The 26,087-nt window shown below is 58.7% G+C and carries 34 protein-coding genes; 6 read left to right on the forward strand and 28 right to left on the reverse strand.

Features of this window, described 5'->3' with window-relative positions:
- Positions 1-14 precede the first annotated feature (14 nt).
- Together mgrA and RAN89_RS01485 are read left to right on the forward strand one after the other, a co-directional pair.
- Positions 15-1,061 (forward strand): L-glyceraldehyde 3-phosphate reductase, encoded by a 1,047-nt coding sequence (gene mgrA / locus RAN89_RS01480; RefSeq protein WP_313867918.1) that lies wholly within the window; start codon positions 15-17, stop codon positions 1,059-1,061.
- Between the two features lie 46 nt (positions 1,062-1,107).
- Complete coding sequence (locus RAN89_RS01485; RefSeq protein WP_313867919.1) at positions 1,108-1,953, forward strand: DMT family transporter; 846 nt, start codon at positions 1,108-1,110, stop codon at positions 1,951-1,953.
- Between the two features lie 75 nt (positions 1,954-2,028).
- Here RAN89_RS01485 and ptsP read toward each other — a convergent pair whose 3' ends face one another.
- From ptsP to RAN89_RS01515, 6 genes are all read right to left on the reverse strand, one after another.
- On the reverse strand, positions 2,029-3,810 hold the full coding sequence (ptsP, locus tag RAN89_RS01490) for a phosphoenolpyruvate--protein phosphotransferase (RefSeq protein WP_313867920.1): 1,782 nt from the start codon (positions 3,808-3,810) through the stop codon (positions 2,029-2,031).
- Between the two features lie 85 nt (positions 3,811-3,895).
- A complete protein-coding gene (locus RAN89_RS01495) occupies positions 3,896-4,165 on the reverse strand; it encodes an HPr family phosphocarrier protein (RefSeq protein ID WP_313867921.1) in 270 nt (89 codons plus the stop codon).
- Entirely contained in the window at positions 4,134-4,580 is a 447-nt protein-coding gene (locus tag RAN89_RS01500) for a PTS sugar transporter subunit IIA (RefSeq protein WP_313867922.1), read from the reverse strand. Before RAN89_RS01500 ends, RAN89_RS01495 begins: the two co-directional genes overlap by 32 nt.
- Positions 4,581-4,602: 22 nt before the next feature.
- Positions 4,603-5,826: an MFS transporter gene (locus RAN89_RS01505; RefSeq protein ID WP_313867923.1), complete on the reverse strand. Its 1,224-nt coding sequence runs from the start codon at positions 5,824-5,826 to the stop codon at positions 4,603-4,605.
- A complete protein-coding gene (locus RAN89_RS01510; protein WP_313867924.1) occupies positions 5,823-6,344 on the reverse strand; it encodes a hypothetical protein in 522 nt (173 codons plus the stop codon). Before RAN89_RS01510 ends, RAN89_RS01505 begins: the two co-directional genes overlap by 4 nt.
- On the reverse strand, positions 6,341-7,045 hold the full coding sequence (locus RAN89_RS01515) for a DUF4197 domain-containing protein (protein ID WP_313867925.1): 705 nt from the start codon (positions 7,043-7,045) through the stop codon (positions 6,341-6,343). Before RAN89_RS01515 ends, RAN89_RS01510 begins: the two co-directional genes overlap by 4 nt.
- 15 nt (positions 7,046-7,060) lie before the next feature.
- Here RAN89_RS01515 and RAN89_RS01520 point away from each other — a divergent pair, with 15 nt between their 5' ends.
- Together RAN89_RS01520 and RAN89_RS01525 are read left to right on the forward strand one after the other, a co-directional pair.
- Entirely contained in the window at positions 7,061-7,558 is a 498-nt protein-coding gene (locus tag RAN89_RS01520; RefSeq protein WP_313867926.1) for a TlpA disulfide reductase family protein, read from the forward strand.
- Positions 7,559-7,680: 122 nt separating this feature from the next.
- Complete coding sequence (locus RAN89_RS01525; RefSeq protein ID WP_313867927.1) at positions 7,681-8,175, forward strand: GNAT family N-acetyltransferase; 495 nt, start codon at positions 7,681-7,683, stop codon at positions 8,173-8,175.
- 16 nt (positions 8,176-8,191) lie between these two features.
- On the opposite strand, the gene RAN89_RS01530 is transcribed toward RAN89_RS01525, so the two are convergent.
- From RAN89_RS01530 to RAN89_RS01630, 21 genes are all read right to left on the reverse strand, one after another.
- Positions 8,192-8,698 (reverse strand): peroxiredoxin, encoded by a 507-nt coding sequence (locus tag RAN89_RS01530; protein ID WP_313867928.1) that lies wholly within the window; start codon positions 8,696-8,698, stop codon positions 8,192-8,194.
- Between the two features lie 92 nt (positions 8,699-8,790).
- A complete protein-coding gene (gene rpsQ / locus RAN89_RS01535; protein WP_313867929.1) occupies positions 8,791-9,060 on the reverse strand; it encodes a 30S ribosomal protein S17 in 270 nt (89 codons plus the stop codon).
- 10 nt (positions 9,061-9,070) lie between these two features.
- Positions 9,071-9,280, reverse strand: coding sequence for a 50S ribosomal protein L29 (gene rpmC / locus RAN89_RS01540; RefSeq protein ID WP_087495486.1), 210 nt, complete (start codon positions 9,278-9,280; stop codon positions 9,071-9,073).
- Positions 9,281-9,296: 16 nt separating this feature from the next.
- Positions 9,297-9,713: a 50S ribosomal protein L16 gene (gene rplP / locus RAN89_RS01545; RefSeq protein WP_087495487.1), complete on the reverse strand. Its 417-nt coding sequence runs from the start codon at positions 9,711-9,713 to the stop codon at positions 9,297-9,299.
- A gap of 2 nt (positions 9,714-9,715) precedes the next feature.
- Complete coding sequence (gene rpsC / locus RAN89_RS01550) at positions 9,716-10,597, reverse strand: 30S ribosomal protein S3 (RefSeq protein WP_087495488.1); 882 nt, start codon at positions 10,595-10,597, stop codon at positions 9,716-9,718.
- A gap of 16 nt (positions 10,598-10,613) precedes the next feature.
- Positions 10,614-10,943, reverse strand: coding sequence for a 50S ribosomal protein L22 (gene rplV / locus RAN89_RS01555; protein ID WP_075585605.1), 330 nt, complete (start codon positions 10,941-10,943; stop codon positions 10,614-10,616).
- Between the two features lie 10 nt (positions 10,944-10,953).
- Positions 10,954-11,232 (reverse strand): 30S ribosomal protein S19, encoded by a 279-nt coding sequence (gene rpsS, locus RAN89_RS01560; RefSeq protein ID WP_087495489.1) that lies wholly within the window; start codon positions 11,230-11,232, stop codon positions 10,954-10,956.
- An 11-nt stretch (positions 11,233-11,243) separates the two neighbouring features.
- On the reverse strand, positions 11,244-12,068 hold the full coding sequence (rplB, locus tag RAN89_RS01565; RefSeq protein WP_087495490.1) for a 50S ribosomal protein L2: 825 nt from the start codon (positions 12,066-12,068) through the stop codon (positions 11,244-11,246).
- Between the two features lie 2 nt (positions 12,069-12,070).
- Complete coding sequence (rplW, locus tag RAN89_RS01570) at positions 12,071-12,397, reverse strand: 50S ribosomal protein L23 (protein WP_087495491.1); 327 nt, start codon at positions 12,395-12,397, stop codon at positions 12,071-12,073.
- Positions 12,394-13,014: a 50S ribosomal protein L4 gene (gene rplD, locus RAN89_RS01575; protein WP_087495492.1), complete on the reverse strand. Its 621-nt coding sequence runs from the start codon at positions 13,012-13,014 to the stop codon at positions 12,394-12,396. The genes rplW and rplD overlap by 4 nt, the downstream gene beginning before the upstream one ends.
- Positions 13,014-13,688 carry a 50S ribosomal protein L3 gene (gene rplC / locus RAN89_RS01580; protein ID WP_313867930.1) on the reverse strand — a complete coding sequence of 225 codons (675 nt, stop codon included), beginning with the start codon at positions 13,686-13,688 and terminating at the stop codon, positions 13,014-13,016. Before rplC ends, rplD begins: the two co-directional genes overlap by 1 nt.
- 197 nt (positions 13,689-13,885) lie before the next feature.
- Complete coding sequence (gene rpsJ, locus RAN89_RS01585) at positions 13,886-14,200, reverse strand: 30S ribosomal protein S10 (protein WP_068674876.1); 315 nt, start codon at positions 14,198-14,200, stop codon at positions 13,886-13,888.
- Positions 14,201-14,221: 21 nt separating this feature from the next.
- Positions 14,222-15,412: an elongation factor Tu gene (gene tuf, locus RAN89_RS01590; protein ID WP_313867780.1), complete on the reverse strand. Its 1,191-nt coding sequence runs from the start codon at positions 15,410-15,412 to the stop codon at positions 14,222-14,224.
- Positions 15,413-15,521: 109 nt separating this feature from the next.
- Complete coding sequence (gene fusA, locus RAN89_RS01595; RefSeq protein WP_313867931.1) at positions 15,522-17,624, reverse strand: elongation factor G; 2,103 nt, start codon at positions 17,622-17,624, stop codon at positions 15,522-15,524.
- Positions 17,625-17,770: 146 nt separating this feature from the next.
- The gene (rpsG, locus tag RAN89_RS01600; protein WP_293662282.1) at positions 17,771-18,244 is read right to left on the reverse strand and encodes a 30S ribosomal protein S7; all 474 of its coding nucleotides are present in this window, start codon (positions 18,242-18,244) and stop codon (positions 17,771-17,773) included.
- Between the two features lie 162 nt (positions 18,245-18,406).
- The gene (rpsL, locus tag RAN89_RS01605; RefSeq protein WP_076196147.1) at positions 18,407-18,784 is read right to left on the reverse strand and encodes a 30S ribosomal protein S12; all 378 of its coding nucleotides are present in this window, start codon (positions 18,782-18,784) and stop codon (positions 18,407-18,409) included.
- Positions 18,785-18,897: 113 nt separating this feature from the next.
- Positions 18,898-20,082 carry a D-alanyl-D-alanine carboxypeptidase family protein gene (locus RAN89_RS01610; RefSeq protein WP_313867932.1) on the reverse strand — a complete coding sequence of 395 codons (1,185 nt, stop codon included), beginning with the start codon at positions 20,080-20,082 and terminating at the stop codon, positions 18,898-18,900.
- A gap of 62 nt (positions 20,083-20,144) precedes the next feature.
- A complete protein-coding gene (locus RAN89_RS01615) occupies positions 20,145-20,777 on the reverse strand; it encodes an alpha/beta hydrolase (protein ID WP_313867933.1) in 633 nt (210 codons plus the stop codon).
- Between the two features lie 64 nt (positions 20,778-20,841).
- Entirely contained in the window at positions 20,842-21,192 is a 351-nt protein-coding gene (locus RAN89_RS01620; RefSeq protein WP_313867934.1) for a (2Fe-2S) ferredoxin domain-containing protein, read from the reverse strand.
- Between the two features lie 9 nt (positions 21,193-21,201).
- On the reverse strand, positions 21,202-22,296 hold the full coding sequence (locus tag RAN89_RS01625) for a VanZ family protein (RefSeq protein WP_313867935.1): 1,095 nt from the start codon (positions 22,294-22,296) through the stop codon (positions 21,202-21,204).
- Between the two features lie 12 nt (positions 22,297-22,308).
- The gene (locus RAN89_RS01630; RefSeq protein ID WP_313867936.1) at positions 22,309-22,737 is read right to left on the reverse strand and encodes a CopD family protein; all 429 of its coding nucleotides are present in this window, start codon (positions 22,735-22,737) and stop codon (positions 22,309-22,311) included.
- 416 nt (positions 22,738-23,153) lie between these two features.
- Between RAN89_RS01630 and hemB the strand changes: the two genes are divergently transcribed.
- Positions 23,154-24,167 carry a porphobilinogen synthase gene (gene hemB / locus RAN89_RS01635; protein ID WP_313867937.1) on the forward strand — a complete coding sequence of 338 codons (1,014 nt, stop codon included), beginning with the start codon at positions 23,154-23,156 and terminating at the stop codon, positions 24,165-24,167.
- Between the two features lie 72 nt (positions 24,168-24,239).
- Entirely contained in the window at positions 24,240-25,358 is a 1,119-nt protein-coding gene (locus RAN89_RS01640; protein ID WP_313867938.1) for a magnesium transporter CorA family protein, read from the forward strand.
- A 31-nt stretch (positions 25,359-25,389) separates the two neighbouring features.
- Here RAN89_RS01640 and RAN89_RS01645 read toward each other — a convergent pair whose 3' ends face one another.
- Entirely contained in the window at positions 25,390-26,073 is a 684-nt protein-coding gene (locus tag RAN89_RS01645; RefSeq protein WP_313869325.1) for a dienelactone hydrolase family protein, read from the reverse strand.
- Positions 26,074-26,087: the final 14 nt, after the last annotated feature.

Consider the following 26,087-nt stretch of genomic DNA (forward strand, 5'->3'; position numbering starts at 1 on the left):
CCATCCAACACACCATGTACCACGCAGCCTCTGACCGATACGACGGACGTGTCCCCTACCGCACTTGCGGCAAAAGCGGCCTCAAACTTCCAGCGGTGTCGCTGGGCCTGTGGCACAACTTTGGCGACGCCACACCCTTCCAGACTCAGCGCGACATGCTGCGTACTGCCTTCGATTTGGGCATCACCCACTTTGATCTGGCCAACAACTACGGCCCCCCGTATGGCAGCGCGGAAACCAATTTCGGCGAACACCTGCGCCGCGACTTCATGCCCTACCGCGATGAGCTGATCATCTCCAGCAAGGCCGGCTACGACATGTGGCCTGGCCCTTATGGTCAGGGCGGCGGTTCGCGCAAATACGTGCTCGCCAGCCTGGACCAGAGCTTGAAGCGCATGGGCCTGGAGTACGTGGATATCTTCTACAGCCACCGTTTTGACCCTGACACCCCGCTGGAAGAAACCATGGGCGCGCTGGCCACCGCCGTGCAACAGGGCAAGGCCCTCTACGCCGGCATCAGCAGCTACTCCGGCACCAAAACCCGCGAAGCTGCAGCCATCTTGAAGAGCATGGGCGTGCCCATGCTGATTCACCAACCGTCGTACAGCCTGATGAACCGCTGGATAGAGGAAGACCTGCTGGACGCGCTGGATGAAACCGGCATGGGCTGCATCGCCTTCAGCGCGCTGGCACAGGGCCTGCTAACCAACAAGTACCTCAACGGCGTGCCCGCAGACGCGCGCATCAACCGCCCCGGCGGTGGCTCCTTCAAGCAGGACCATTTGAGCGAGCAAAACCTCAAGCATGTGCGCGCCCTCAACGAGATAGCCCAAGCCCGCGGCCAGAGCCTGGCCCAGATGGCCACGGCGTGGGTGTTGCGCGATGCACGCGTCACCTCCGCGCTGATAGGCGCCAGCAAGCCCGAACAGATCGTGGACCTGGTGGGCGCCATGAGCCATCTGAACTTCAGCGCGGAAGAACTGGCTGCCATCGACAGCCACGCGGTGGACGGCGGCATCAACCTGTGGAAGCGCCCCTCCACTGACCAGCGACTGGCCTGAACCGCATACCCCGGATTGCGAATAGGGTGCGGCTAAGCTTCAGCGAATGAACGCCTCTCTTCTCGCGCTTGCCGCTATCGCCCTCTGGGGCAGCCTGGCCCCCTTGGGGGTTTCTCTGGGCCACGTGCCGCCATTTTTGCTCACGGGAGTGGGCCTGGTCATCGGCAGCGGGATCGGCCTGGTGCTATCGCGCGGGCGGGTAAGCGAATGGAAGGTGCCCGCCCCCACCTTGGCACTGGGGGTGTATGGGCTGTTCGGATTTCACTTTTTGCTGTTTATCGCCCTGCGCCATGCGCCGCCGGTCCAGGCCAATCTGGTGAATTACCTGTGGCCGTTGGGCATTGTGTTGATGGCACCGCTGTTTCTGCCCGGTATGCGTCTGCGTGCGCTGCACGTAGCCGCAGCCTTGCTGGGCTTTGCCGGTGCTGCGCTCGCCATATTGGGGGGCCGCGATGCGGGTAGCGACATGGGCGGATGGGCCTGGGGTTACCTGCCGGCCATGGCCTCTGCATTCGTCTGGGCAAGTTATTCGCTAATGACGCGGCGGGTGCCGCCTTTCCCGAATGCGGCCATCGGCTTGTTCGGGCTGGTGTCGGGGCTGCTCTCGCTGCTGTGCCACGCGCTCCTGGAGCCATCCGTCACACTGAGTGCACACGATTGGCAGCTTCTGGCGGCGTTAGGCCTGGGCCCTTTGGGCGGCGCGTTTTACCTCTGGGATGCGGCGCTCAAACGCGGGGATGCTCGCACCATTGGCGTGTTGTCATTTCTAACGCCGCTGCTGTCCACCTTGGGCCTGCTCTGGATACGGGGCGAGTGGCCTAGCGCCAGTGTGGCGTTGGCTGCCGCGATGATCGTAGGGGCTGCTATTTTGGGTTCACGCGCCAAACCATGATTCAATGAAATGCGACGCTAGCGCCCATGGAATATGCGCGAGCAGCTATGAAAAACATAGCGCCGCGCACAGCACTCACACGTAGCCGCCTGCCAGCTCCAGGGCTGGGTCTTCCGCCGTTCGGACCCGCTGGGCCCATGCCGCCAGTTTGCTGGTGTCCGAGCGCAGGATTTCCTGCTTGACGGCCAGAATCTGTGCGGGGTGCATGGAGAAGCTGCGCAGGCCCAGACCCAGCAGCAGGCGGGTCAGGGTCACGTCCCCGGCCATCTCACCGCACACGCTCACGTCCTTGCCCTGGGCACGGCATTCGGCAATGGTGTCGGCTACCAGACGCAGCACGGCCGGATGCAAGGGGTCGTACAAATGGGCTACCGACTCATCGGCCCGGTCAATCGCCAGCGTGTACTGGATCAAGTCGTTGGTGCCGATAGAGAGAAAGTCAAAATACTTCAGGAACAGTTGCAGACTCAGCGCCGCGGCCGGAATCTCGATCATGGCACCCAGCTGCACGGGGCCGTAGGCCAGACCGCGACGGTCCAGTTGCGCGCGGGCCTGATCCACATGCGCCAGCGTCTGCCGGATTTCGCTGGCATGCGCGAGCATGGGTATGAGCAAACGCACTTTGCCGTGGGCCGCCGCCCGCAAAATGGCGCGGAGCTGGGTGAGGAACATGGCGGGGTCTGCCAAGCTCCAGCGGATGGCCCGCAAGCCCAGCGCGGGGTTCAGGTGGGCATCGTCGCGCACCGATTCGTCCAGCGGCTTGTCGGCACCTACGTCCACGGTGCGGATGGTGACCGGCAGGCCTTGCATGCCTTCGACCGCTTTTTTGTAGGCCTGGTACTGCTCTTCTTCATCCGGCAGTTTGCCGTGGCGCCCCATGAACAAAAACTCGCTGCGGAACAGGCCCACACCCAATGCACCGGCTTTGAGGGCGTGTTGGGCGTCCTCCGGCATTTCAATGTTGGCCAGCAGCTGGATTTTTTCATCATCCATGGTGACGGCCGGGGTATGCAACAAACGCTGCAAGCGCCCACGCTCCAATTCGCCTTGACGCTGCTTGAAGCCGTATTCGGCCAGGATGATGGGAGACGGGTCCACGATAACCACGCCGGCGTCGCCATCGATGATGACCCAGTCATCCTGCCGCACCAATTGACTGCAGGTGCGGGCTCCCACCACAGCGGGAATGTCCATGCTGCGCGCCACGATGGCGGTGTGCGAAGTTTTTCCGCCCACATCGGTAATGAAGCCGGCAAACACGCTTTGCTTGAACTGCAACATGTCGGCCGGGGACAGGTCATGCGCAATGAGCACCAAGGGCACATCCACGGTGTCGTCCAGCAACAGGTCCTGCTGAGAGCCCTTGCGACTACCACGTTGGGCGGGTTGTACGACCGAAGACTGTGCGCCCTTCATGGCGCGCAGCACGCGTTCGCAGATTTGCTCCATGTCCGCCTTGCGCTCGCGCAGGTAGGCATCTTCCATCTCGTCGAAATGGCGGGCCACGATCTCCAGCTGGGTGGTCAGCGCCCATTCAGCGTTGTACAGGCGCTCGGTAATCCAATGCTTGACGCCACTCACCAACTCTTCGTCCTGCAAGAGCATCAGGTGCACGTCGAGCAAGGCTGCCAATTCGGTAGGCGCCTCTTTGGGGCCCATGCGGCTGATGCTGGCCTGCAGGCGAGCGATTTCTTCAACCACGGCGTCGCGCCCTGCACGGACGCGGGCAATCTCGGCCTCGACCTCTTCAGGTTGGATGAAGTAGTGCGCCACGTCCACGCGACTGGACGCCACCAGCACGGCACGGCCGATGGCAATGCCGCGCGAGACGGCCAGACCGTGGATAGAGAAAGTCATGCCCCCACGCTCCCCGCTACGCGTGGTTCGCTGCCCCCCAAGGGGGCGCAAGCGGCTTGGGACGGCCCTACACCGCCTGTGGAAGTCATTCGCCTTCTCCGAACTTGTCGTTGATGAGTGCCAGCAGCGCGTCCATGGCTTCCTGTTCGCGCTCGCCGTGGGTCTCCAGCGTGATCTCGGAGCCGATGCCGGCTGCCAGCATCATGACGCCCATGATGCTCTTGGCATTCACGCGGCGTTCGCCACGGGACATCCAAACCTCGCAAGGGAAGCTGCCGGCCAACTTGGTGAATTTGGCGGAAGCGCGTGCGTGCAGTCCCAGTTTATTGACTATGGTCGTGTTGGTGCTGATCATGGGTTTTGCGATGTTGGTTCTGGGGTGCCGTCACGGCGACTTGCATGATGCTCTGGGTCCCTCCGGCGAGCGCCCGGGTGACGAGCACGTCCAGAGCTTCGTTCCGGTAGTTCACGGTGCGCAACAGCATGGGCAGGTTCACGCCCGCCACGAGCTTGGACATATGCCCGTCCACGACTTTCTGCGCCACGTTGCAGGGGGTGGCACCGAACACATCGGTCAGCACCAGGGCTTGACGGGTGTCGAATCGGCTGAGCAAGGCTTTGGCGGCAGCCCGCGTGATTTCAGGATTCTCACTCGGGGGCACATCCAGGGCAACTACGCCATCTCCGGCGTCCGGATAGACGTGCAACACGCAGGCTCGCAACGCGCTGGCCAGAGGTGCATGGGCGATGATGAGGATGCCTGTGTTCATACAAAGTCAGAGTGGGCTTTGATTATGGCGCCTTTGCCCGGCATGCCACCAGATAAGCAAGCACACATGCAAGGCCATAAACACCGAAAGCCGATTGGTACGCAGCCGGCTCTGCAAGGCCCGCCGCCTTGAACGCATCGAGCAACAGGCCTATCCCCCATTGCACGGCAAAAACACCGGCGAAGATCACGAGGTTGTAAGCCGAGAGGGCGCGACCGGCCAGCTCGGAGCGGAAGGCCATGCCCACGGCAGGCTGCGCCAGTGCCACGACTGTCGTAGCCACACAATACAAAGTAAATAGGGCAGCGGCGCCCACCGGATATGCGGGAGTAGCTATGATTAATATAGCAAGGAGGACGAAGGTCAAGGGCGTCCACCGTCGAATCAGGATTTCGGCTGCATGTCCTTTGCGGGCGAGCCAAGGGTTGGCCATGCCCCACACCCAGTACGCCAGCAGCATGGCCACATTGAGCCAGAAGAGTCCTGTGGCTGCCTCGGCCGCGGTGTAGCTCGCCACCTTGGTCATCCAGGGGCCGGCCCACAGGGTTTGCATGGCAACGAGTCCGCCGTAGTTGAAGAATCCCAAAGGGGCCAGCGATCTGAAATAGGGGTTGCGCCACACCTCGCCGTACCCGGTGTTGGTCTTGGCACTGGGTGCTTCGCTATCTCTCTGATTTGTCCAAGACGGTACCTGCCATGCAATCACGGCCATGCTGATGGCAACCAAAGCTGCGAGCAGCAAAAAGATGCCTCGCCATCCGATGGCGGGTAACAGCCACTGAACCGGCAGGGTTGACGCAACCATGCCGAAAGCGCCGACCATCAACATCCATGAGTTCGCACGCATGAGCTGCTCCGGGGCATACCAGCGGCGGTAACCGGTCAGCGGTGCCATCAGGCAGGCACACACGCCCACACCACACAAGATGCGCGCGAGCAACAGCCCCTGGAATCCGTCTGCCTTTGCAAAGGCTATGCAAGCTGCGAGAGCCGCACCCAGAAAGGCGAGTTCGACTTTGCGCGGGCCATGGCGGTCGAGCCATCGCCCCAAGGGGAGTTGCATGGCGGCAAAGCCCAGGAAGTAACCGCCTGCGAGCAGACCGAGGTCTGCCGAGCGGAGTTGGAATTCAGCGACCAGGGAAGGTGCAATGGTGGCAGTGATGGCGCGGATCAAGGCCGACAAGAAATACGCCAGCGCAAACGCGACGAACACGGCAATGGCGCGCTGGCGCGTTAGAAGATTCATGGGGTTTGCAGGTCTTCGAGAAAGGGTTGCGTAATGGACTCCGTCAGCGTCTCTGCATACACCGCGAGGTGATAGACATCTGCGCCACGGCGTATCCATGTCAGGCGGGCTTGCACGGGCTCTCCTTTCGGATTTTGGCCATCTGCACGCAGCGACACGGCTTGCGTGGCCCACGCCGGTGCTTGCCACGATGCAGGTTGGGAAGCCTCCGTGCGCAGCGCCTGCATTGCAAAGGCTCTCCATTGCTGCACTACTTGGGTGGCTGCCTCGGTGTCCTGAGCGCGTACATGGCTGATGGCGAATAGGGCCCCATCCGCCTCGCAACCCATCATCTGCAAATCAAGTGGCGTGGCGGCCAGAGGGACCGGACGGGTCGCTGTGTCGGCCTTGCAAGGAAGGCGCGCCTTCAAGTCCTGCAATTGGACCTGACGCCAATTCAACGCCGGCGTACATGCTTGCAAGGCCGCCAGCGTGAGCAGCCCCACCATGCGCAGGCATACTCCGGACCACCCTGTCATTTCAACGCGCCGAACACTTTGGTCAAGATGCTGCTGCCGTAGGCGACCGGGTTCTGACGGATTTTCTTTTCTTCCTCGGAAATCATGAAATACAGGCCGTCCAGTGTTTTGCCCGTCACATACTGCTGGATATTGGCATCTTCCTTTTTCATCAATCCGAGTTCGGACGCTTTGCCCGCCAGTTGGTTGTATTTGTCCGCCATACCCACCTTGGCGGTTGCCTGCGTCACGATGGGCAGGAACTTAACTGCCAAGGGAGCTCGCGTCTTTTCAGCGAAGAACTGGCTGACGGCGGTGTCTCCGCCGCCCAGAATGCCTTTGGCATCTTGAACGGTCATGCCTTGTACGGCTTTGGTCAACACATCTTTGGCCATCGGGACGGCCGCTTCTGCGCCGCGATTCATGGAGGTAACCAGCTCGTCCACGCGAGCGCCCTGTCCGAAGGTACGCAAGAGCCTCGCAGCATCTTCCAGATATGAAGGCAGGTTGATGCGAACTTTTTCGTTTCCGAGGAATCCATCCACCACTCCAAGTTGAGAAATGGCTGCGGTGGCGCCTTTGTCGAGCGCGGCCTTCAGTCCCTTGGTGGCATCGGTGTTGGTCAGGTCTGCCAATGTCAACGCATAGGCGTGTTGGTGTGCCAAGGTGGCCCACAAGCCGACTGCACTGAGTGAGAAAGAATTAAACTGGCGACGATCCATGAGAAGTTCCTGCGTATGAAAAAACATTGGGTGTTGGGTAGCATCGTAGCGGCTTGCGTCGTAGGCGTAGCCGCTTTTTTGACCACCAGTAAACACGATGCACCTGCGTCCACCTTTGTTCTGCTCGATGGTAGCCAGTTGCAAACTAAGGATTTACGCGGGCGTGTCACCCTGGTAAATTTCTGGGCGACGAGCTGTACGACTTGTGTGGCCGAGATGCCGCACATGGTCGAGACTTATGAAAAGTACAAGGGTAAAGGCTACAACATGGTCGCGGTGGCCATGGCGTACGACCCGCCCAGCTATGTTGTTAATTTCGCGCAGACACGCAAGTTGCCCTTCAGTGTGGCCATTGACAACACGGGCGCTGTGGCAAAGTCGTGGGGCGAGGTGGCTTTAACGCCCACCAGTTATCTCGTGGACAAGCATGGGGAGATCGTAAAGCGCTATGTCGGCCAGCCGGACTTCGCCGAGTTGCACCGCTTGATCGAAAAGCTGCTGCAAGAAACCTGACGTTGTTTGCGATGTATGCGCCACCGAATTAATTTCGCCATCCGGCACTTAGTGGGTTGATGGCGGAGGTGATAAAGTGAGGCGAAGCGCTCGGCGCAGTTGTTCAGGGTTTTCTTCGCTTCATGTCGTCGCTTTTGCCCATCCCCAAGATTCTTCCCGCTGAAACCGCTATTGAGCTCGACGCAGTTCGCGCGTTGTTTCAGGAATATGCCGGCCAGTTGGGGGTCGACTTGTGTTTTCAGAATTTCGCTGCGGAGTTGAGCGGACTTCCGGGAGATTACGAAGCGAATAGAGGCTGCTTGCTATTGGCCGAGGTGAATGGTGCTTGGGCCGGATGCTGTGCTCTCAGGCCGCTTGACACAACGGACTATCCCAATGCCGCAGAGATGAAACGGCTCTATGTCAGACCCGACTTTCGACGTCTCGGAATTGGTCGAATGCTCGCAGAGGCCATCATGGATGCTGCCCGCGCCAGAGGCTACGACTGCATTCTGTTGGATACCCTGGATGATATGGAAACTGCCCGAGCTTTGTATGCGGAGCTGGGCTTTGAAGAAGTGCCCCCCTACTATTTCAACCCGATAGCGGGGGCGCACTACTTGAAGGCAGAGCTCTAGGCCCTGCGTCAAGTCATCAGGCTTTCGCTTGGGCCAACAAGGTGCCGGCGTCGCTCACCTCGAATTTACCCGCAGCTTCCACATTCAGAGTAGCCACCTTTCCATCCTTGACCAACATGGAGTAGCGGTTGCTACGCAAGCCGAGACCTTTGCCTGTCAGATCCAGGGTGAGGCCGGTGGCTTTGGTGAAGGTTGCATCGCCATCACCCAGCATACGGACCTTGGTACCGGTCTTCTGGTCGCGTGCCCAAGCGCCCATCACGAAGGCGTCATTCACACTGACACACCAGATCTCATCCACACCCGCAGCCTTGAAGGCTTCTGCGCTTTCCACATAGCCTGGAACGTGTTTCGCAGAGCATGTAGGTGTAAAGGCGCCAGGAAGGGCAAAGAGAGCGATCGTCTTGCCAGCTGTAGCCTTTGCAACATCCACGGGGTTAGGACCAATGCTGCAGCCTTCGCCTTCCACTTCGGAATACTCCATCAACGTGGTCGCGGGAAGGGTGTCGCCTACTTGAATCATGTTTGCTCCTTATGCAATGTGTAAGTACCAATGAAAACGGCCCACATTGTGGGCCGTTTCTTATTCAACTGCAGTGACCAATTCTTATAGACTTAAACCGCAACCGCCTTTTCCACCAAGCGGGTAGCAACCCAGTTCTTGGTTTTGGAAATGGGCTTGCTCTCAGTGATCTCGATCACATCACCCAACTTGTACTCGCCCTTTTCGTCGTGGGCGTGGTACTTGCTGGTCTTAGCAACGATCTTGCCGTAGAGCTCGTGCTTTACACGGCGCTCAATCAGCACGGTCACTGTCTTGGCACGCTTGTCGCTGACCACCTTGCCGATCAAGGTGCGCTTGAGGGATTTTTTAGCTTCCGTCATTTATCGCTCCTTATTTGGCGGATTTTTCAGCGCTTTGCTTCTCGACAAGAATGGTCTTGGCGCGAGCAATGTCACGGCGCGCAATGCGCACCGAAGCGGTGTTGTTGATCTGTTGCGTGGCTTTTTGCATACGCAGGCCAAAGTGGGCTTTTTGCAGCTCTTTGACTTCGTTTTGCAGGCCAGCAACGTCTTTTTGGCGCAGTTCAGCAGCTTTCGTCATTTCGATATCTCCTGAATTACTGGCCGATCATGCGGCTGACAAATGTAGTACGCAGTGGCAGCTTCGCAGCGGCCAAACGGAAAGCTTCGCGAGCGAGTTCTTCGGGCACGCCGACGATCTCGAAAACGATCTTGCCGGGCTGAATTTCAGCCACGTAGTACTCGGGGTTGCCCTTACCGTTACCCATACGCACTTCAGCAGGCTTCTGGGAAATCGGCTTGTCAGGGAACACGCGGATCCAGATACGACCGCCACGCTTCACGTGACGGGAAATTGCACGACGTGCAGCTTCGATCTGGCGAGCCGTCAGACGGCCGCGGTCAGTACATTTCAGACCGAAGTCACCGAAGGCAACCGAGCTTCCGCGGGTTGCGATACCGGTGTTACGGCCCTTTTGCTCTTTGCGGTATTTCCGGCGAGCGGGTTGCAACATGATTATTCTCCTTTACCGTCAGCTGCTGCAGCTGGCGCGGCGACTTTGCGAACGCGCTTAACGGCGGGTTTAGCGTCAGCACCGAGTGCTTCAGCGGGTTTGTCGCTGCCATCAGCAGGAGCGGCGTTGCCACCTGCGGGACGACGTGCACCACGGGGAGCAGCGCCTGGGCGTGCACCACGATCGTCACGGCGGGGACCGCGTGGACGACGCTCTTCTTCAGCGCGAGGCTCAACGGCTGCTGGCAGATCGTTGCGTCCCAAGGTATCACCCTTGTAGACCCAAACCTTCACGCCAATGATGCCGTATGTTGTCTTGGCTTCAGAAGTACCGTAGTCGATATCAGCACGCAGTGTGTGCAAAGGCACGCGGCCTTCACGGTACCACTCGGTACGTGCAATTTCAATACCGTTCAAACGGCCAGACGACATGATCTTGATGCCCAGAGCGCCCAAACGCATAGCGTTTTGCATGGCGCGCTTCATGGCGCGACGGAACATGATGCGCTTTTCGAGCTGTTGAGTGATGCTGTCAGCAATCAGCTTTGCATCGATTTCAGGCTTGCGCACTTCTTCGATGTTCACTGCCACTGGCACGCCCAATTGCTTGCCCAGGTCGCGCTTCAAGTTTTCGATGTCTTCGCCCTTCTTGCCGATCACCACGCCCGGACGTGCCGAGAAAATGGTGATACGTGCGTTCTTGGCAGGACGCTCGATCAGGATGCGAGACACAGAAGCGTTCTTGAGCTTGGCCTTCAGGTACTCACGAACCTTGATGTCTTCCGACAACATGCCGGCGAAATCACGGTTGCTTGCGTACCAGCGAGAAGACCAGTTACGGCTGATCGCCAAACGAAAGCCGGTTGGGTGGATTTTTTGTCCCATATCTTCCTGGCCTCTTTCAGTTTCCAACCGTCACGTACACATGGCACGTGGGCTTGCGGATTTGATTGCCACGGCCCTTTGCACGGGCTGTGAAGCGACGCAAAGAAGCACCTTGTTCAACGTAGATGGTTTTCACCTTCAATTCGTCGATGTCAGCGCCGTCGTTGTGTTCAGCATTGGCAATAGCGGACTCCAGAACCTTCTTGATAATCACAGCAGCTTTTTTCTGTGTGAATTGCAAGATGTTCAGAGCTTGATCAACTTTCTTGCCGCGGATCAGGTCCGCGACCAGACGACCCTTGTCAACAGACAAACGGACGCCACGAAGGGTTGCACGAGTTTCCATGGTCACCTCCTTATTTCTTCTGGACTTTTTTGTCCGCAGGGTGACCCTTGAAAGTACGTGTGAGCGCGAACTCACCCAACTTGTGGCCAACCATTTGATCGGTGATATAGACAGGCACGTGCTGCTTGCCGTTGTGAACGGCGATGGTCAAGCCGATGAACTCGGGCAGGATCATGGAGCGACGGGACCAAGTCTTAATCGGCTTCTTGTCCTTGGTTGCCACGGCCTTTTCGGTCTTGGCAATCAGGTGATGGTCGACGAAAGGACCTTTTTTCAGTGAACGAGTCATTTACCTACCCCTTACTTCTTGCGACGCGACACGATCATGACCTGCGTGCGCTTGTTGTTACGGGTACGGTAGCCCTTGGTCAGATTACCCCAAGGATCGACTGCATGACGGCCTTCACCGGTCTTGCCTTCACCACCACCGTGCGGGTGGTCAACAGGGTTCATCACCACACCACGGACGGTTGGGCGAATACCCATCCAACGCTTCACACCGGCCTTGCCCAACTGGCGCAGGCTGTGCTCTTCGTTGGCCACTTGACCGATGGTCGCGCGGCAGTCGATGTGGATCTTGCGGACTTCACCGGAACGCACACGCACTTGGGCGTATGTGCCTTCACGAGCCAACAGTGTGGCGGAAGTACCGGCAGAGCGGATGATCTGAGCGCCCTTGCCCACTTGCAACTCTACGCAATGGATGATGGAACCCACTGGAATGTTGCGGATAGGCAATGTATTGCCAACGCGGATAGGAGCTTCGGAACCGTTTTGAATGGTTGCGCCGACTTCCAAGCCACGTGGGGCGATGATGTACTTGCGTTCGCCGTCTGCATAGCACACCAATGCGATGTGTGCGGACCGGTTGGGATCGTACTCAATGCGTTCGACTTTCGCGGGGATGCCATCCTTGTTACGGACGAAATCCACTACGCGGTAGTGATGCTTGTGACCACCACCCTTGTGACGGGTAGTGATGTGGCCGTTGTTGTTACGGCCGGCTTGCTGGAACTGGGGTTCCAACAAAGCTGCATGAGGCGCACCCTTGTACAGGTGGTCACGCGAAATCTTCACCACGCCACGACGGCCTGGGGAAGTTGGTTTCATTTTAATGACAGCCATGATTACGCAGCCTCCCCGCCGAGGTTCAGCTCTTGACCGGGCTTCAGGGTCACATAGGCTTTGCGAACGTTGTCGCGACGGCCAACAGACTTACCGAAACGCTTGGTCTTGCCCTTGGTGTTCACCACAGAAACGCCTTTTACCTCGACCTTGAACATCAATTCCACTGCGGCCTTGATTTCATACTTGGTAGCGTCTTGCAGCACCTTGAAAGTCACAGCATTGCTCTTTTCAGCAACCATGGTGGCCTTTTCGGACACGATGGGAGCGACGAGCACTTGCATCAAACGACCTTCATCGAATTTGGTCAGATTGGGACCGTGGCTCATGCAAACATCTCCTTGAGTGTGTCCATGGCAGCCTTAGTCACCAACACCTTGCGGTAGTGGACCAAAGACAGGGGGTCAGCATAACGGGGCTCAACCACCAGAACATTCACCAGGTTACGGGATGCCAGATACAGGTTCTCATCAACCTCATCAGCGATCACCAAAACGGATTCCAAATTCATTGCCTTGAACTTTGCAGCCAAGGCCTTGGTCTTGGGCGACTCCACTTTCAGGGAATCCACCACGGCCAAACGGCCTTCGCGCACCAGCTGAGACAAGATGGATGCCATACCTGCACGGTACATCTTCTTGTTGATCTTCTGGCCGAAGTTTTCATCAGGCATGTTCGGGAAAATACGACCGCCGCCACGCCACAGTGGCGAGGATGTCATACCAGCGCGAGCGCGACCGGTTCCTTTTTGCTTGAAAGGCTTCTTGGTGCTGTGCTTGACTTGTTCACGGTCTTTTTGGGCACGTGTACCTTGACGGGCGTTAGCCTGGAAGGCCACAACCACTTGGTGCACCAAATCTTCGTTGTAGTCACGACCGAATACAGCTTCAGGAGCGTCGTATTTGGAAGTTGCCTGACCTTGTTCATTCAGGAGTTCGACTTGCATCAGTTCGCTCCTTTAGAGGCTTTGGCTTTGACAGCTGGACGAACGGTCACGAAACCACCCTTGGATCCGGGGATAGCACCCTTGATCAACAGGAGCTGGCGAGCTTCGTCAACACGGATAACGTCCAAATTTTGAGTCGTCACAGTGGCATCACCCAAATGACCAGTCATACGCTTTCCGGGGAAAACGCGACCTGGATCTTGAGCCATACCGATAGAGCCGGGCACATTGTGCGAGCGGCTGTTACCGTGGGATGCGCGCTGGGAAGACATGTTGTGGCGCTTGATGGTGCCAGCGTAGCCTTTACCAATCGAAGTACCCTGCACGTCCACTTTCTGACCCACTGTAAACACGTCGGTCACAGGCACAGTTGCGCCTGCTGCGTATTTCGCAGCGGACTCAGCAGTCACGCGGAATTCTTGGATGATTTCGCCGGCTTCGACACCAGCTTTGGCCAAGTGGCCAGCGACGGGCTTGGTGATACGCGAAGCTTTGCGCGCACCGAAAGTGACCTGCAAGGCCACATAGCCGTCGTTCTCTTGGGTTTTCACCTGTGTCACACGGTTGTTCGACACATCCACCACGGTAACGGGAACTGCGTCCCCGTCGTCCGTGAATAGACGCATCATGCCAACTTTGCGACCCAGCAACCCTAAGTGATTGCTAAGACTCATTGTTTTCTCCGTAACTTCCACCCACAGCAACTTCAATTGGCTGCTGTGTTTTGATGATGAAAGACTGTTAATAAAACTCAGCCCCAAAGCCATCGGCCTCGGAGCAGAGCCAGCGAGTATAGCCGAGGCTCGATTTTCGTGCAAGCCTCAACCCTCTCACATTATTTGCCCGGCATTTTCACGCCGGGCTGGTCTGCTTATTGCAGCTTGATTTCCACGTCCACGCCAGCAGGCAGGTCGAGCTTCATCAATGCATCCACGGTTTTATCCGTGGGATCCACGATGTCCATCAAACGCTGGTGGGTGCGGATTTCAAACTGGTCACGACTTGCCTTGTTCACGTGAGGTGAACGCAGAATGTCGAAGCGCTTCATGCGTGTTGGCAAAGGCACGGGGCCTTTGACAATCGCGCCGGTGCGCTTAGCAGTGTCAACAATTTCAGCTGCCGATTGATCGATCAGCTTGTAGTCGAACGCCTTCAGGCGAATGCGGATTTTTTGCTTGGCGGCCATCGTAATTCCTTAATGTGCGAATTACGCGATGATCTTGGCAACCACGCCAGCGCCCACGGTACGACCACCTTCGCGAATAGCGAAACGCAGGCCTTCTTCCATGGCGATGGGGTTGATCAATTTCACAGTGATGGACACGTTGTCACCAGGCATCACCATTTCTTTGCCTTCAGGCAACTCGATCGCACCGGTCACGTCCGTGGTACGGAAGTAGAACTGGGGACGGTAGTTGTTGAAGAAAGGAGTGTGACGGCCGCCTTCGTCCTTGGACAGAACGTAGATTTCGCCGGTGAAGTGGGTGTGGGGCTTGATGGAGCCGGGCTTGCACAGCACTTGGCCGCGCTCGACGTCTTCACGCTTGGTGCCGCGCAACAGGATACCGACGTTGTCGCCAGCTTGACCTTGGTCGAGCAGCTTGCGGAACATTTCCACACCTGTGCAGGTGGTCTTCTGGGTGTCTTTGATACCGACGATTTCGATTTCTTCGCCGACCTTGATGATGCCGCGCTCCACGCGACCTGTCACCACGGTACCACGACCGGAGATGGAGAACACGTCTTCCACGGGCATCAGGAATGCGCCGTCGACTGCACGCTCAGGGGTGGGGATGTAGGTGTCCAGTGCGTCAGCCAGCTTCATGATGGCTTCTTCGCCCAGAGCGCCCTTGTCGCCTTCCATGGCCAACTTGGCGGAACCACGCACGATGGGAGTGTCGTCGCCGGGGAATTCGTACTTGGACAGGAGTTCGCGAACTTCCATTTCCACCAGTTCGAGCAATTCTTCGTCATCGACCATGTCGCACTTGTTCAGGAACACGATGATGTAAGGAACACCCACTTGGCGAGCCAACAGGATGTGCTCGCGGGTTTGTGGCATGGGGCCGTCAGCAGCGGAGCACACCAGAATAGCGCCGTCCATTTGGGCTGCGCCTGTGATCATGTTCTTCACATAGTCAGCGTGGCCGGGGCAGTCCACGTGAGCGTAGTGGCGGTTGGCGGTTTCGTATTCGACGTGAGCGGTGTTGATGGTAATACCGCGTGCTTTTTCTTCAGGAGCAGCGTCGATCTGGTCGTAAGCCTTGGCAGATCCGCCGAACTTGGCAGCCAACACGGTGGTGATAGCAGCTGTCAGGGTTGTCTTGCCGTGGTCCACGTGACCAATCGTGCCCACGTTCACGTGGGGCTTGGTACGGGTGAATTTTTCTTTTGCCATGTTTCAAATCTCCAAAGAGCTAATCCCGTGTGTTGGTTTTACGTCTGCACGATGTTGCTGGTTCGCCCCGCACGGGAACAGGGCGGCACACCGTCGCAGACAACAAAAATTACTTGGCGCGAGCTGCCATGATGGCTTCAGACACGTTACGTGGGGCTTCCGCGTAGTGCTTGAATTCCATCGTGTAGGTGGCGCGGCCTTGGGACATGGAACGCAGCGTGGTCGAATAACCAAACATTTCGGACAGTGGAACCTCCGCCTTGATGGCTTTGCCTCCACCCACCATGTCGTCCATACCCTGGACCATACCGCGGCGGGAAGACAAGTCACCCATCACGTTACCGGCATAGTCTTCAGGGGTCTCGACTTCCACGGCCATCATGGGCTCCAGAATCACGGGGTTTGCCTTGCGGCAAGCTTCCTTGAAGCCGAAGATAGCAGCCATCTTGAACGCATTTTCGTTCGAGTCCACATCGTGGTAAGAACCGAATGTCAATGCGACCTTCACGTCAACCACGGGGTAGCCCGCCAGAACGCCCTGGTTCAAGGCTTCGATCACACCTTTTTCCACAGCTGGGATGTATTCACGAGGAACCACACCGCCCTTGATTTCGTCCAGGAACTCGAAACCCTTACCAGCTTCGTTAGGCTCCACGCGGAACACAACGTGGCCGTATTGACCCTTACCGCCGGACTGGCGCACGAACTTGCCTTCTACATCGGCAACGCCCTTGCGGATGGTTTCGCGGTAGGCCACCTGGGGCTTGCCGACATTCGCCTCCACGCCGAATTCGCGCTTCATGCGATCCACAATGATTTCAAGGTGCAGTTCACCTTGACCGCCGATGATGGTCTGACCAGACTCTTCGTCGGTTTGCACACGGAAAGAAGGATCTTCTGCGGCCAAACGGCTCAGCGCGATACCCATCTTCTCTTGGTCAGCCTTGGATTTGGGCTCGACGGCCTGGCGAATCACGGAGTCAGGAAACACCATGCGCTCGAGCGTGATCACAGAATTCGGATCACACAGAGTTTCTCCGGTCGTCACATCCTTCAGGCCCACGCAAGCAGCGATGTCGCCCGCGCGGATTTCATCTACTTCTTCGCGGTTGTTGGCGTGCATCTGCACGATACGACCGATACGCTCCTTCTTGCCCCGCACAGCGTTGTACACGGTGTCGCCCTTCTTCAAGACGCCAGAGTAAACGCGAACGAAAGTCAACTGACCCACGAACGGGTCGGTCATCAATTTGAATGCCAGCGCTGCGAACTTTTCATCGTCATCAGCCTTGCGGGTTGTTTCCTGCTCGTCTTCGTCGTATCCCTTGATCGCTTTCACATCCAAAGGAGAGGGCATGAGTTCAATCACGGCGTCCAACATGCGCTGAACACCCTTGTTTTTGAAAGCAGTTCCGCACAACATCGGCTGGATTTCTCCATTGATGGTGCGAGCGCGCAGACCCGCGGTGATTTCCTCTTCAGTGAGGTCACCTTCTTCGAGGTACTTATTCATCAGGTCTTCAGAAGCTTCGGCAGCAGCTTCCACCATCTTTTCACGCCACTCTTTGGCAGCTCCAACCAGATCAGCAGGGATGTCCTCAAATGTGAACTTCATGCCCTGGGAGGCTTCATCCCAGATGATGGCCTTCATTTTGCGCAAGTCCACCACACCGGTGAAGTTTTCTTCAGCGCCAATCGGGATCACGATGGGCACAGGGTTGGCCTTGAGGCGCAACTTCATCTGGTCTACGACTTTGAAGAAATTGGCACCGGTACGGTCCATCTTGTTCACGAATGCCAAACGTGGCACTTTGTACTTGTTAGCCTGACGCCATACGGTTTCAGACTGTGGCTGCACGCCACCCACTGCGCAATACACCATGCAAGCGCCGTCCAGCACGCGCATGGAACGCTCCACTTCAATCGTGAAATCCACGTGTCCTGGAGTGTCAATGATGTTGATGCGGTGAGCGGGGAAGGAGGAGTCCATGCCTTTCCAGAAGCATGTTGTAGCAGCAGAAGTAATCGTGATGCCACGCTCCTGCTCTTGCTCCATCCAGTCCATCGTGGCCGCGCCATCGTGCACTTCGCCGATTTTGTGGTTCACGCCGGTGTAGTAAAGAATACGCTCGGTCGTGGTTGTTTTGCCGGCGTCAATGTGCGCAGAAATACCGATATTGCGGTAGCGCTCAATGGGGGTAGTGCGAGCCATGATGGATCCTTGGTTGATCAAATTCTTGAGGGGGTCTGCTGCACCATGCAGCAAGACAAACGACTTTCAGAGTATGGCCAGCCCACATGACAGCGCAATTGCGCTGCCAGGACCTGCCAAGCTCTGAAAGCCGCGATTTCCGTTGCTTAGAAACGGAAGTGAGAGAAGGCCTTGTTGGCTTCAGCCATACGGTGCACTTCGTCACGCTTCTTCATGGCGCCACCGCGGCCTTCAGTAGCTTCCAACATTTCGTTGGCCAGACGCTGCGCCATGGACTTTTCACCACGCTTGCGGGCAGCTTCCTTGATCCAGCGCATGGACAAAGCCAAGCGACGGACAGGACGCACTTCAACGGGCACCTGGTAGTTGGCACCACCCACGCGGCGGGACTTCACTTCCACCATGGGCTTGACGTTGTTGATAGCAACCGTAAAGGCTTCCAGAGGATCCTTGTCAGGGTGCTTCTTGCCGATCAGCTCCAGCGCGCCGTAAATGATGCGCTCTGCAACCGCTTTTTTGCCGCCTTCCATGATCACGTTCATGAATTTGGACAGCTCGACGTTGCCGAACTTGGGATCCGGCAGGATTTCACGTTTAGGGACTTCGCGACGACGTGGCATATTTCACCTCATATTGCTTCAGTTGGCATCTTTTCAGACACCGCGAGAGTTATTCAAAACTCCCACTTACTCGACCCACACGGACAATTCCGGGCTTCGGGTCACTTCGCTGCACCTCGCGCCACGCGGGGAACAGCACCGAAAAATTCAAACCGGCAGGCTTTACTTGGCCTTGGGCTTCTTGGCACCGTACTTGGAACGGGCTTGCTTGCGGTCTTTCACGCCTTGCAAGTCCAAAGAACCGCGGACGATGTGGTAACGCACACCGGGCAAGTCCTTGACACGACCGCCGCGAACCAGCACCACGCTGTGTTCCTGCAGGTTGTGGCCTTCGCCGCCGATGTAAGAGATCACCTCAAAACCGTTGGTCAAGCGCACTTTGGCGACTTTACGCAGAGCGGAGTTAGGCTTTTTAGGAGTCGTGGTGTACACACGGGTGCACACACCGCGACGCTGCGGAGAGTTCTGCATAGCAGGGCTCTTCGACTTGATGGTCTCGACCTCACGGCCTTGACGCACGAGTTGGTTAATGGTTGGCATTGAAAAACGTCCCTAAACGTTTGAATATTACGAAAACGTGAATCCCTTCGGAATTTCCGAAAAGCCTTCTAATGTAGCAGATCGAGGGTTTTCACGCAAACTGCTCGCGGCGATCAGCGGATCCAGAGGCGTAAAGCGTCCCAAGCACGGCCGATGACCCCCGCCTGCTCCACGCCATCGAGCGCCAATAGCGGCACTTCAGCCACCACCTGGTCGCCAGCACGCACCTTCAAGGTACCGAGCACCTGACCCTTGGCCACAGGCGCCACGATAGGCTCATTGCGGACGACTTCAGTCTTGAGTTGAGCGGCGGTACCCGCAGGCACTGCCACGATCACACCCTGCGCACGGCCGGCCTTGACTTCGGAGTGGGTCCCTTTCCAGACCTTGGGGGTAACAACGGCGGCGCCGGCGTCATACAGCTTTACCGCTTCAAAAGCGGTGTAACCCCAGTTTAAGAGCTTCTGGGATTCGTTGGCACGGGCATTTTCACTCTCGGTTCCCAGCACGATGGACAGGAGTCGGCGGCTTCCCGTGGCGGCCGGAGTACCTGCAGGTGCGCCCGCCATTGCCAGCGCAGGGAAATCACGTTTGGCGGTGGCCACCAGGCAATAGCCGGCGGCATCCGTGTGGCCCGTCTTCAGACCGTCGACCGTGGGATCGCGAAACAACAAAAGGTTGCGGTTGCTGTCATTGGCAGCGGGTGTACCGGGATAGCGGTATTTCTTGATCGCGTAATAACCCACGTAGTCCGGGAAATCGCTCATGAGCCGCGTGGCGAGGATGCTGAGGTCACGGGCAGTCGTGATGTGGCCGGCCTCTGTCAAACCCTCCGGGTTTTTGTAACCGGTGTTTTTCATGCCCAACACCTTGGCTTGGTCGTTCATCATCTGGACGAAGCGCTCCAACGATCCACCCACGCCTTCGGCAAGCGCCATCGTGGCGTCATTGCCGCTTTGCACGATCATGCCTTTGATCAGATCTTCGACGGGCACCTGCATCTTGGGGTCGATGAACATGCGCGAGCCTGGCATCTTCCAGGCACGCTCACTGACGGGGAATGTCTGCTTCAAGTCGATTTTTTTGGATCGCAACGCGTCGAACACGAGGTAAGCCGTCATCAACTTGGTGAGCGAGGCGGGCTCCACCGGCATATCCATGTCCTTGGATGCCAGGATTTGGTTGGAAGTCACGTCCAGCAGCAAATAAGCACGGGCAGCCACTTCAGGAGGACGCGGAGCCTGTGCGGCAACGGCAAAGCTCAGGGCCGCCAAAACGGAGGCAATCAAGAATTTCATAAGTCAGTCAAGTTGGGAATCAAAGAGAAAGAGGCGCGGGCCTTGCGGTCGAACCCGCAGAGTCAGGCCCGGAGATGACGCGCCACCAGGCTGCGCAACAAGGGCAATTGTCCATGAAAGAAGTGGCCGCCCCCAGGCACCACCATCACCGGCAGGCTTTGGGGACGGGCCCAGTGCATCACATCAGCCAAGGGCACGGTGTCATCCTGCTCGCCGTGCAGCACCAGGGTGCGGTCGTGCAAGTCAGGCGCCACGGGCGCTACCTCGAAGCGGCTCGCCGCAGTGCCCACCAGCACAAGCTTGGCAAGGTCGCGCTCCGCCATGGCGGCCACCGCGTGGCTCGTTACAAACGCCCCGAAGGAAAATCCGGCCAGCGCGAGCGTCCCGTCTGGGGCGGCGTGCGCCACCACAGCCAGCATGTCTTGCAGTTCGCCAGTGCCGTTGTCGTAAGTGCCCTCACTGCCACCCACGCCTCGAAAATTAAAGCGCACGGCACGCCACCCCGTCTGCACGAAGGCGCGCGCTACCGTCTGCACCACTTTGTTGTCCATGGTTCCGCCAAACAGCGGATGAGGGTGGGCAATCACCGCGGTACCGCACCAGGCCTGCGCAGGGATATCAACAGGCTCATCGATGAGCCCTTCCAGCACGCCGGATGGACCCGCGATCTGGAACTTTTGGGTAGAAGAATTCATTTGCTATGGATTCAGTAGCTGCTCGCGCACATTCGGCGGGCGCTACCGGCACTTTTTATTCAAATCAGCGGCCGAGGTGGGCGGGCGTCAACAAGCGCTCCACCACTTTGCCGTTCTTCAGATGCGACTCGACAATTTCTTCAATGTCTTGGGCATCCACAAAGGTATACCAAACGGCCTCCGGATACACCACCGCCACCGGGCCGGCTGCACAGCGGTCCAGACAACCCGCCTTGTTGACCCGCACTTGGCCAGGGCCGGACAAACCGGCTTCTTTGACGAGCTGCTTGCAAAGGTCAAAACCCTCTTGGGCATTGTGGTGTGCACAGCAGTCTTCCCCGTTTTTGCGCTCATTGAGGCAGAAGAAGATGTGGCGCTCGTAGTAAGAGGTGGTGGTTTGTGTGGTGTCGGTCATGGCGGGATTCTAGTTTTTAGCATCCCGGCGGCCAATTTGTCCGAGCAGATAAACCGATGCCACATAGGGCCACAACCAGCCGACCCACTGCGCCAAACCATTGAAGCGGATGAAGCGCCCCTGCTCCCACAGCAGCAAGGTCTGCGCAAAGTACGGACTCTCCGGCGCCTGGTTCAACAAACTCAAATACACCCCGAGAGAGAGCAAAGCCAATGCGGCACTGGCCCGCCAGGAGGCGAAGACAAACAGCAGCGCCAGCGAAGCCCCGGTGAACAAGCCGATTTGGGCCGGCACATCCAACCACGCCCAGGCATGTAGCGGCCCCCAGCTGAGCGCGGCGGACAAGGCTGAAACCAGAATGGCAGACCCGGTGGTCACCCCCACCACCACCATGCGCCGCCACACCGGACGCACCACACAAAAGCCCAAGAGGCAGGGAATCAACAAACCCAAGGCCACGCACAACAGCTCTGTGCCGGGCGCAAGCGGCAACAACTCGGTATCACGCACCGGCAACCACGCCTCGAAACTCGAATCCTCCACATAGGACTGCAGCAGCGCCTCCAGCCGGGTCACCACTTGACCCAGCCCCAAGGGCACCGATGCGGGAAAGAGCAAGCCCACCGGCCAGGTCGACAAAAGCACGATGCCACCACGGGAATGCGGCACAAACCACCGGCTGCGCAACTGGTTCCAGCGATCAATCGCACCCGCCTTTTGCAGCACAAAGGCCGCTAACGCACCCACCCAAGCCCCCGCAGCATTCAACAAAAAGTCCTCCCGGGAGGGCACCCGCGACGGCAAGTAACTCTGGAGCCCTTCCATGCACAGGGAGAGCAGCATCACGCCTACGGGCGCCCACCAAACGGAAGAGCGCCGCCACCCCGAACGCAAGGCACTGAGCGCGACCAGGCCGCCCAATGGCACGTATCCGGCAACGTTAACTGCGACGTCAAACCCGGTCCAGTAGCGGGGTGTTGGAGCGAGCAAAAACTCCCAACTGGCGATTCCCTGATCTCGCCATTCCACAAATGGAAACAGGCTCGCGTAAACCACCAGCGCCGCGTACAGCGCAGCCAAGGGCCATGCGGTGGACTTGTGCATGGCGAAAATTCGTCAGAAAGGCTTCACCACCACAAGGATGACGATGGCCGTGAGCAAGAGCACCGGAATCTCATTGAACCAGCGATAAAACACATGGCTGCGCTGGCTGATACCGGCTTCCAACTTGCGCAGCATCACGGAGCACCCTTGGTGATAACCGATCACCAGCAAGACCAGCATGAGCTTGGCGTGCATCCACCCGCTGCCGGGTCCCATACCAATGCCGTAGCCCACCCAGAGGTACAGACCCAAACCCAAGGCTGGCACGGCCAGCAAGGTGGTGAAGCGCAGCAGCTTGCGCGCCATCAACAGCAATCGCGCCCGCTCGGCATCAGAGCCTGCGGGCACCATGGCCAGATTCACAAAAATGCGAGGGAGATAGAACAGGCCGGCGAACCAGCTGGCAACAAATACGATGTGGAGGGCTTTGATCCAGAGCATGCGACAAAGTGTAGTCGCGTCTGTACAGCGTGTGGGGGCTTGCTCGCTGGGGGACAGGCTGCCGGTCGGGGCGGGCGTTCTGCTCCATGTCCCCCGGCCTTCGGCCTCCTCCTTGACTTACGCAGAACACCCGCCCCGACCGACAACCATCAAGCTCAGCGAAATCAGCGAAACGTACAGGCAAAAAAAACCCCAGCACACGGCTGGGGTGGTAAGCCTTTTTTGCTGTCACACATCAAGGCCCCGCTCAGGGAGGAAAGCGGGGGATAGCAAGCTACCCGAAGCGGAATTTAGCAATGTTGCCGGCGTGTGACAAGCGTTTTTTGGCAATACCCTTCCTATTCGCTGAGGTATTCAGCAAATTGACCAAACCGTCAGACCACGGGGCCGCACGGCTTTCGGGCACAATTTTGGGCATGACCCCTTACGCACCTTTCCCCGCCGGACGCCCGCGCCGCCTGCGCCGCGACACCTTCACCCGCAACCTGGTGCGTGAAAACGCCCTGACCGCCCATGACCTGATCTATCCGGTCTTTGTGGTGGACGGACAAGCACAGCGCGTGCCAATTGCATCCATGCCCGGCGTGGAGCGGCTCAGCCTGGATTTGCTGCTGCCGGTGGCCGAGCAGTGCGTGAAGCTGGAAATCCCGGTCATGGCCTTGTTTCCGGTGGTCGATCAGTCCCTCAAAACCTATGACGGCGCCGAAGCCCTGAACCCTGACGGTCTGGTACCTCGTGTGGTGCGCGCCTTGAAAAAAGAATTCCCCGAGCTTGGGGTGATGACCGACGTGGCGCTGGACCCGTTTACCACCCACGGCCAGGACGGCATCCCCGACACCCGCCCCGAAGAAAACGGCTACATCCTGAACGAGGAAACCACCGCCCAGTTGGTGCAGCAGGCGCTGACCCAGGCCCGTGCCGGCGTGGACATCGTGGCGCCCAGCGACATGATGGACGGACGCATAGGCGCCATCCGCAACGCCCTGGAAGCCGAAAAGCTGGTGCACACCCGCATCATGGCCTACAGCGCCAAGTACGCATCGGCCTTCTACGGCCCCTTCCGTGACGCAGTCGGCTCTGCCGGCAACCTGGGCAAGGGCAACAAAAAGGTCTACCAGATGGACCCTGCCAATACCGACGAAGCGCTGCGCGAAGTGGCGATGGACATTGCAGAAGGCGCTGACATGGTGATGGTCAAACCCGGCATGCCCTACCTGGACGTGGTGCGCCGCGTGAAAGACGAGTTCAAGGTGCCTACCTTTGCCTACCAGGTGAGCGGCGAATACGCCATGCTCAAAGCCGCCGCCCAGAACGGCTGGCTGGACCATGACGCGGTGATGATGGAGAGCTTGCTGGCCTTCAAACGCGCTGGGGCAGACGGCATCCTGACCTACTTCGCCCTCGACGCAGCTCGCGCCCTGAAGGCCTGACGCTATCAAATCAGGAGCTGCCCGCGCTCATTCCACGAGCAGTAGCGGCACTTTTTACCCACAAGGCACGCCATGCGCATCTTTCACATCGAGCCGGGGAACATCCGCGAAAGCGTCGACCTGGAAGCTCTGTCCGCACAAGGACTGGAACAGCAGGGCTATGTGTGGATCGCCTGTGGACGCCCGGAGTTTGAGGCCGAGCAGATGCGCGTGCAGGCCGCGTTGCAAGCCCTGTGCGGCGTGCAGTTGGTGGATCTGCACATCTCCGACCTGATCAACAAGCAGCTGCCCTCGCATTACGACTACACCTCGCAGTACGACGTGCTGGTGTTCCGCCGCCTGGCGGCGAGTTCCACGGCAAAACCGGGGGCGGCGCCAGTGAGCGGTGCACCGGCCGGTCGCCTGAGCGGGCCGCCGATTCTGCGGCGCATAGATACCAGCCCCGTGGGTTTTGCCGTGTTTGACCGCGTGTTGCTCACGGTGCACCCCGACGACTGCACGGTGCGCGACACCTACGCCGACAAGCTGCTGCAAACCGCCAGCGCTGAATCCCGTGCCGCGGGTGCACGCTTGCCCACCAGCCCTGCAGACCTGATGCTGCGCATCGTGAACTCCATGGTGGACGGTTACCTCGCCCTGCGGCGCGAACTGACCCAGCAGCTGGACCATTGGCAGAGTGAGTTGCTGAGCCCGCGTGCACGCTTTGCCAACTGGAGCGCCTTGCTGGAAGCGCGCATGGCACTGCATCAACTGGACGACGTGTGCGAGGAGCAGCGCTCCAGCATTCAGGACTGGATTGAGGCCATCAAAACCTGGCCGGAACCGGAAAGCCCCCTGGAAGCCCGAGAGCGCGAACTGCTGCAAGTGCGCAGCCGGGATGTGCTGGAACACATAGAGCGTGTGGTGCACCACGTGCGCCGGCTGGAGCAGAGCGTGGAAACCGCGGTGCAAATGCACTTCAGCGTGCAAGGCAGCCGCACCAACGACATCATGCGCACCTTGACGGTGCTCACCGCCATCTTTTTGCCGCTGAACCTGATGGCCGGCATTTTCGGGATGAACTTCGACTTCATCCCGTTGCTGCACCAGCAAAGCGGCTTCTGGTGGACCTTGGGCGCCATGGGCCTGACAGCGGCCGGGCTGGCGCTCGTCTTCTGGCGTAAGCGCTACCTCGCCCGCACCACCCGTTGACACTATCGGGGTCTGCCCTGCCCTTTTCCGCTCAGCCTACGTGCTGTTTCAAAAATGCCAGCGTCCACTGGCGGGCCAAGGCCGCAGCCTCTGCGTTGTAGGCGGCTCGGTGATCGCAGTTGAAACCGTGCAGGGCCGGATAAATCTGCACCCCCACGCCGGGCTGGGCCTTGGCAAACGCATGCACCGTGTCAATCGGAATGGCGTGGTCCTGCTCGCCAAAATGCGCCAACACGGGGCAGGCCGGCACCCGTGCGGCTTCGACCGGCGTGGTCATGCCGCCACCGTAGTAAGGCACCGCAGCGGCCAAGCCCCGTACCTGCTCAGCAGCCCGCCAGCTGAGCCAACCGCCCCAGCAGTAACCCATCACCGCCACTTTGCCGGCACGGGCTGCGTAGTCCACCGCGGCCTGCACGTCCTGCATCACGCCGGGTGCCGGCAAAGCCTCCACCTGCGCTTTCAAGGCGGCGCCGGCGGCAATGTCGTCTTTGGTGTAGCCCAGCTCCACACCTGCCTGCACGCGCTGAAAAGTGGCGGGCGCCACCACCAGATATCCGTCCGCCGCATAGCCATCCGCCACCGCGCGGATATGGGCATTCACCCCGAAGATTTCCTGCAACACCACGAGCCCGCCCTTGGGCGCCCCCACCGGAGTGGCAAGGTAAGCGGGAATGGAAGTGCCGTCGGCGGCGGTGAGAGTGATGGTGCTGCCCATGGGGGTGTCCTGCA

The organism is Rhodoferax mekongensis (assembly GCF_032191775.1).
Lineage (GTDB): Bacteria > Pseudomonadota > Gammaproteobacteria > Burkholderiales > Burkholderiaceae_C > Allorhodoferax > Allorhodoferax mekongensis.

What these genes read in the sequence shown, in the direction of transcription:
- mgrA (WP_313867918.1), top strand. Translation starts at nt 15, where the DNA reads ATGTACCACGCAGCCTCTGACCGATACGACGGACGTGTCCCCTACCGC.
- RAN89_RS01485 (WP_313867919.1), top strand. Translation starts at nt 1,108, where the DNA reads ATGAACGCCTCTCTTCTCGCGCTTGCCGCTATCGCCCTCTGGGGCAGC.
- ptsP (WP_313867920.1), bottom strand. Translation starts at nt 3,810, where the DNA reads ATGACTTTCTCTATCCACGGTCTGGCCGTCTCGCGCGGCATTGCCATC.
- RAN89_RS01495 (WP_313867921.1), bottom strand. Translation starts at nt 4,165, where the DNA reads ATGATCAGCACCAACACGACCATAGTCAATAAACTGGGACTGCACGCA.
- RAN89_RS01500 (WP_313867922.1), bottom strand. Translation starts at nt 4,580, where the DNA reads ATGAACACAGGCATCCTCATCATCGCCCATGCACCTCTGGCCAGCGCG.
- RAN89_RS01505 (WP_313867923.1), bottom strand. Translation starts at nt 5,826, where the DNA reads ATGAATCTTCTAACGCGCCAGCGCGCCATTGCCGTGTTCGTCGCGTTT.
- RAN89_RS01510 (WP_313867924.1), bottom strand. Translation starts at nt 6,344, where the DNA reads ATGACAGGGTGGTCCGGAGTATGCCTGCGCATGGTGGGGCTGCTCACG.
- RAN89_RS01515 (WP_313867925.1), bottom strand. Translation starts at nt 7,045, where the DNA reads ATGGATCGTCGCCAGTTTAATTCTTTCTCACTCAGTGCAGTCGGCTTG.
- RAN89_RS01520 (WP_313867926.1), top strand. Translation starts at nt 7,061, where the DNA reads ATGAAAAAACATTGGGTGTTGGGTAGCATCGTAGCGGCTTGCGTCGTA.
- RAN89_RS01525 (WP_313867927.1), top strand. Translation starts at nt 7,681, where the DNA reads ATGTCGTCGCTTTTGCCCATCCCCAAGATTCTTCCCGCTGAAACCGCT.
- RAN89_RS01530 (WP_313867928.1), bottom strand. Translation starts at nt 8,698, where the DNA reads ATGATTCAAGTAGGCGACACCCTTCCCGCGACCACGTTGATGGAGTAT.
- rpsQ (WP_313867929.1), bottom strand. Translation starts at nt 9,060, where the DNA reads ATGACGGAAGCTAAAAAATCCCTCAAGCGCACCTTGATCGGCAAGGTG.
- rpmC (WP_087495486.1), bottom strand. Translation starts at nt 9,280, where the DNA reads ATGACGAAAGCTGCTGAACTGCGCCAAAAAGACGTTGCTGGCCTGCAA.
- rplP (WP_087495487.1), bottom strand. Translation starts at nt 9,713, where the DNA reads ATGTTGCAACCCGCTCGCCGGAAATACCGCAAAGAGCAAAAGGGCCGT.
- rpsC (WP_087495488.1), bottom strand. Translation starts at nt 10,597, where the DNA reads ATGGGACAAAAAATCCACCCAACCGGCTTTCGTTTGGCGATCAGCCGT.
- rplV (WP_075585605.1), bottom strand. Translation starts at nt 10,943, where the DNA reads ATGGAAACTCGTGCAACCCTTCGTGGCGTCCGTTTGTCTGTTGACAAG.
- rpsS (WP_087495489.1), bottom strand. Translation starts at nt 11,232, where the DNA reads ATGACTCGTTCACTGAAAAAAGGTCCTTTCGTCGACCATCACCTGATT.
- rplB (WP_087495490.1), bottom strand. Translation starts at nt 12,068, where the DNA reads ATGGCTGTCATTAAAATGAAACCAACTTCCCCAGGCCGTCGTGGCGTG.
- rplW (WP_087495491.1), bottom strand. Translation starts at nt 12,397, where the DNA reads ATGAGCCACGGTCCCAATCTGACCAAATTCGATGAAGGTCGTTTGATG.
- rplD (WP_087495492.1), bottom strand. Translation starts at nt 13,014, where the DNA reads ATGCAAGTCGAACTCCTGAATGAACAAGGTCAGGCAACTTCCAAATAC.
- rplC (WP_313867930.1), bottom strand. Translation starts at nt 13,688, where the DNA reads ATGAGTCTTAGCAATCACTTAGGGTTGCTGGGTCGCAAAGTTGGCATG.
- rpsJ (WP_068674876.1), bottom strand. Translation starts at nt 14,200, where the DNA reads ATGGCCGCCAAGCAAAAAATCCGCATTCGCCTGAAGGCGTTCGACTAC.
- tuf (WP_313867780.1), bottom strand. Translation starts at nt 15,412, where the DNA reads ATGGCAAAAGAAAAATTCACCCGTACCAAGCCCCACGTGAACGTGGGC.
- fusA (WP_313867931.1), bottom strand. Translation starts at nt 17,624, where the DNA reads ATGGCTCGCACTACCCCCATTGAGCGCTACCGCAATATCGGTATTTCT.
- rpsG (WP_293662282.1), bottom strand. Translation starts at nt 18,244, where the DNA reads ATGCCACGTCGTCGCGAAGTCCCTAAACGTGAAATCCTGCCGGATCCC.
- rpsL (WP_076196147.1), bottom strand. Translation starts at nt 18,784, where the DNA reads ATGCCAACCATTAACCAACTCGTGCGTCAAGGCCGTGAGGTCGAGACC.
- RAN89_RS01610 (WP_313867932.1), bottom strand. Translation starts at nt 20,082, where the DNA reads ATGAAATTCTTGATTGCCTCCGTTTTGGCGGCCCTGAGCTTTGCCGTT.
- RAN89_RS01615 (WP_313867933.1), bottom strand. Translation starts at nt 20,777, where the DNA reads ATGAATTCTTCTACCCAAAAGTTCCAGATCGCGGGTCCATCCGGCGTG.
- RAN89_RS01620 (WP_313867934.1), bottom strand. Translation starts at nt 21,192, where the DNA reads ATGACCGACACCACACAAACCACCACCTCTTACTACGAGCGCCACATC.
- RAN89_RS01625 (WP_313867935.1), bottom strand. Translation starts at nt 22,296, where the DNA reads ATGCACAAGTCCACCGCATGGCCCTTGGCTGCGCTGTACGCGGCGCTG.
- RAN89_RS01630 (WP_313867936.1), bottom strand. Translation starts at nt 22,737, where the DNA reads ATGCTCTGGATCAAAGCCCTCCACATCGTATTTGTTGCCAGCTGGTTC.
- hemB (WP_313867937.1), top strand. Translation starts at nt 23,154, where the DNA reads ATGACCCCTTACGCACCTTTCCCCGCCGGACGCCCGCGCCGCCTGCGC.
- RAN89_RS01640 (WP_313867938.1), top strand. Translation starts at nt 24,240, where the DNA reads ATGCGCATCTTTCACATCGAGCCGGGGAACATCCGCGAAAGCGTCGAC.
- RAN89_RS01645 (WP_313869325.1), bottom strand. Translation starts at nt 26,073, where the DNA reads ATGGGCAGCACCATCACTCTCACCGCCGCCGACGGCACTTCCATTCCC.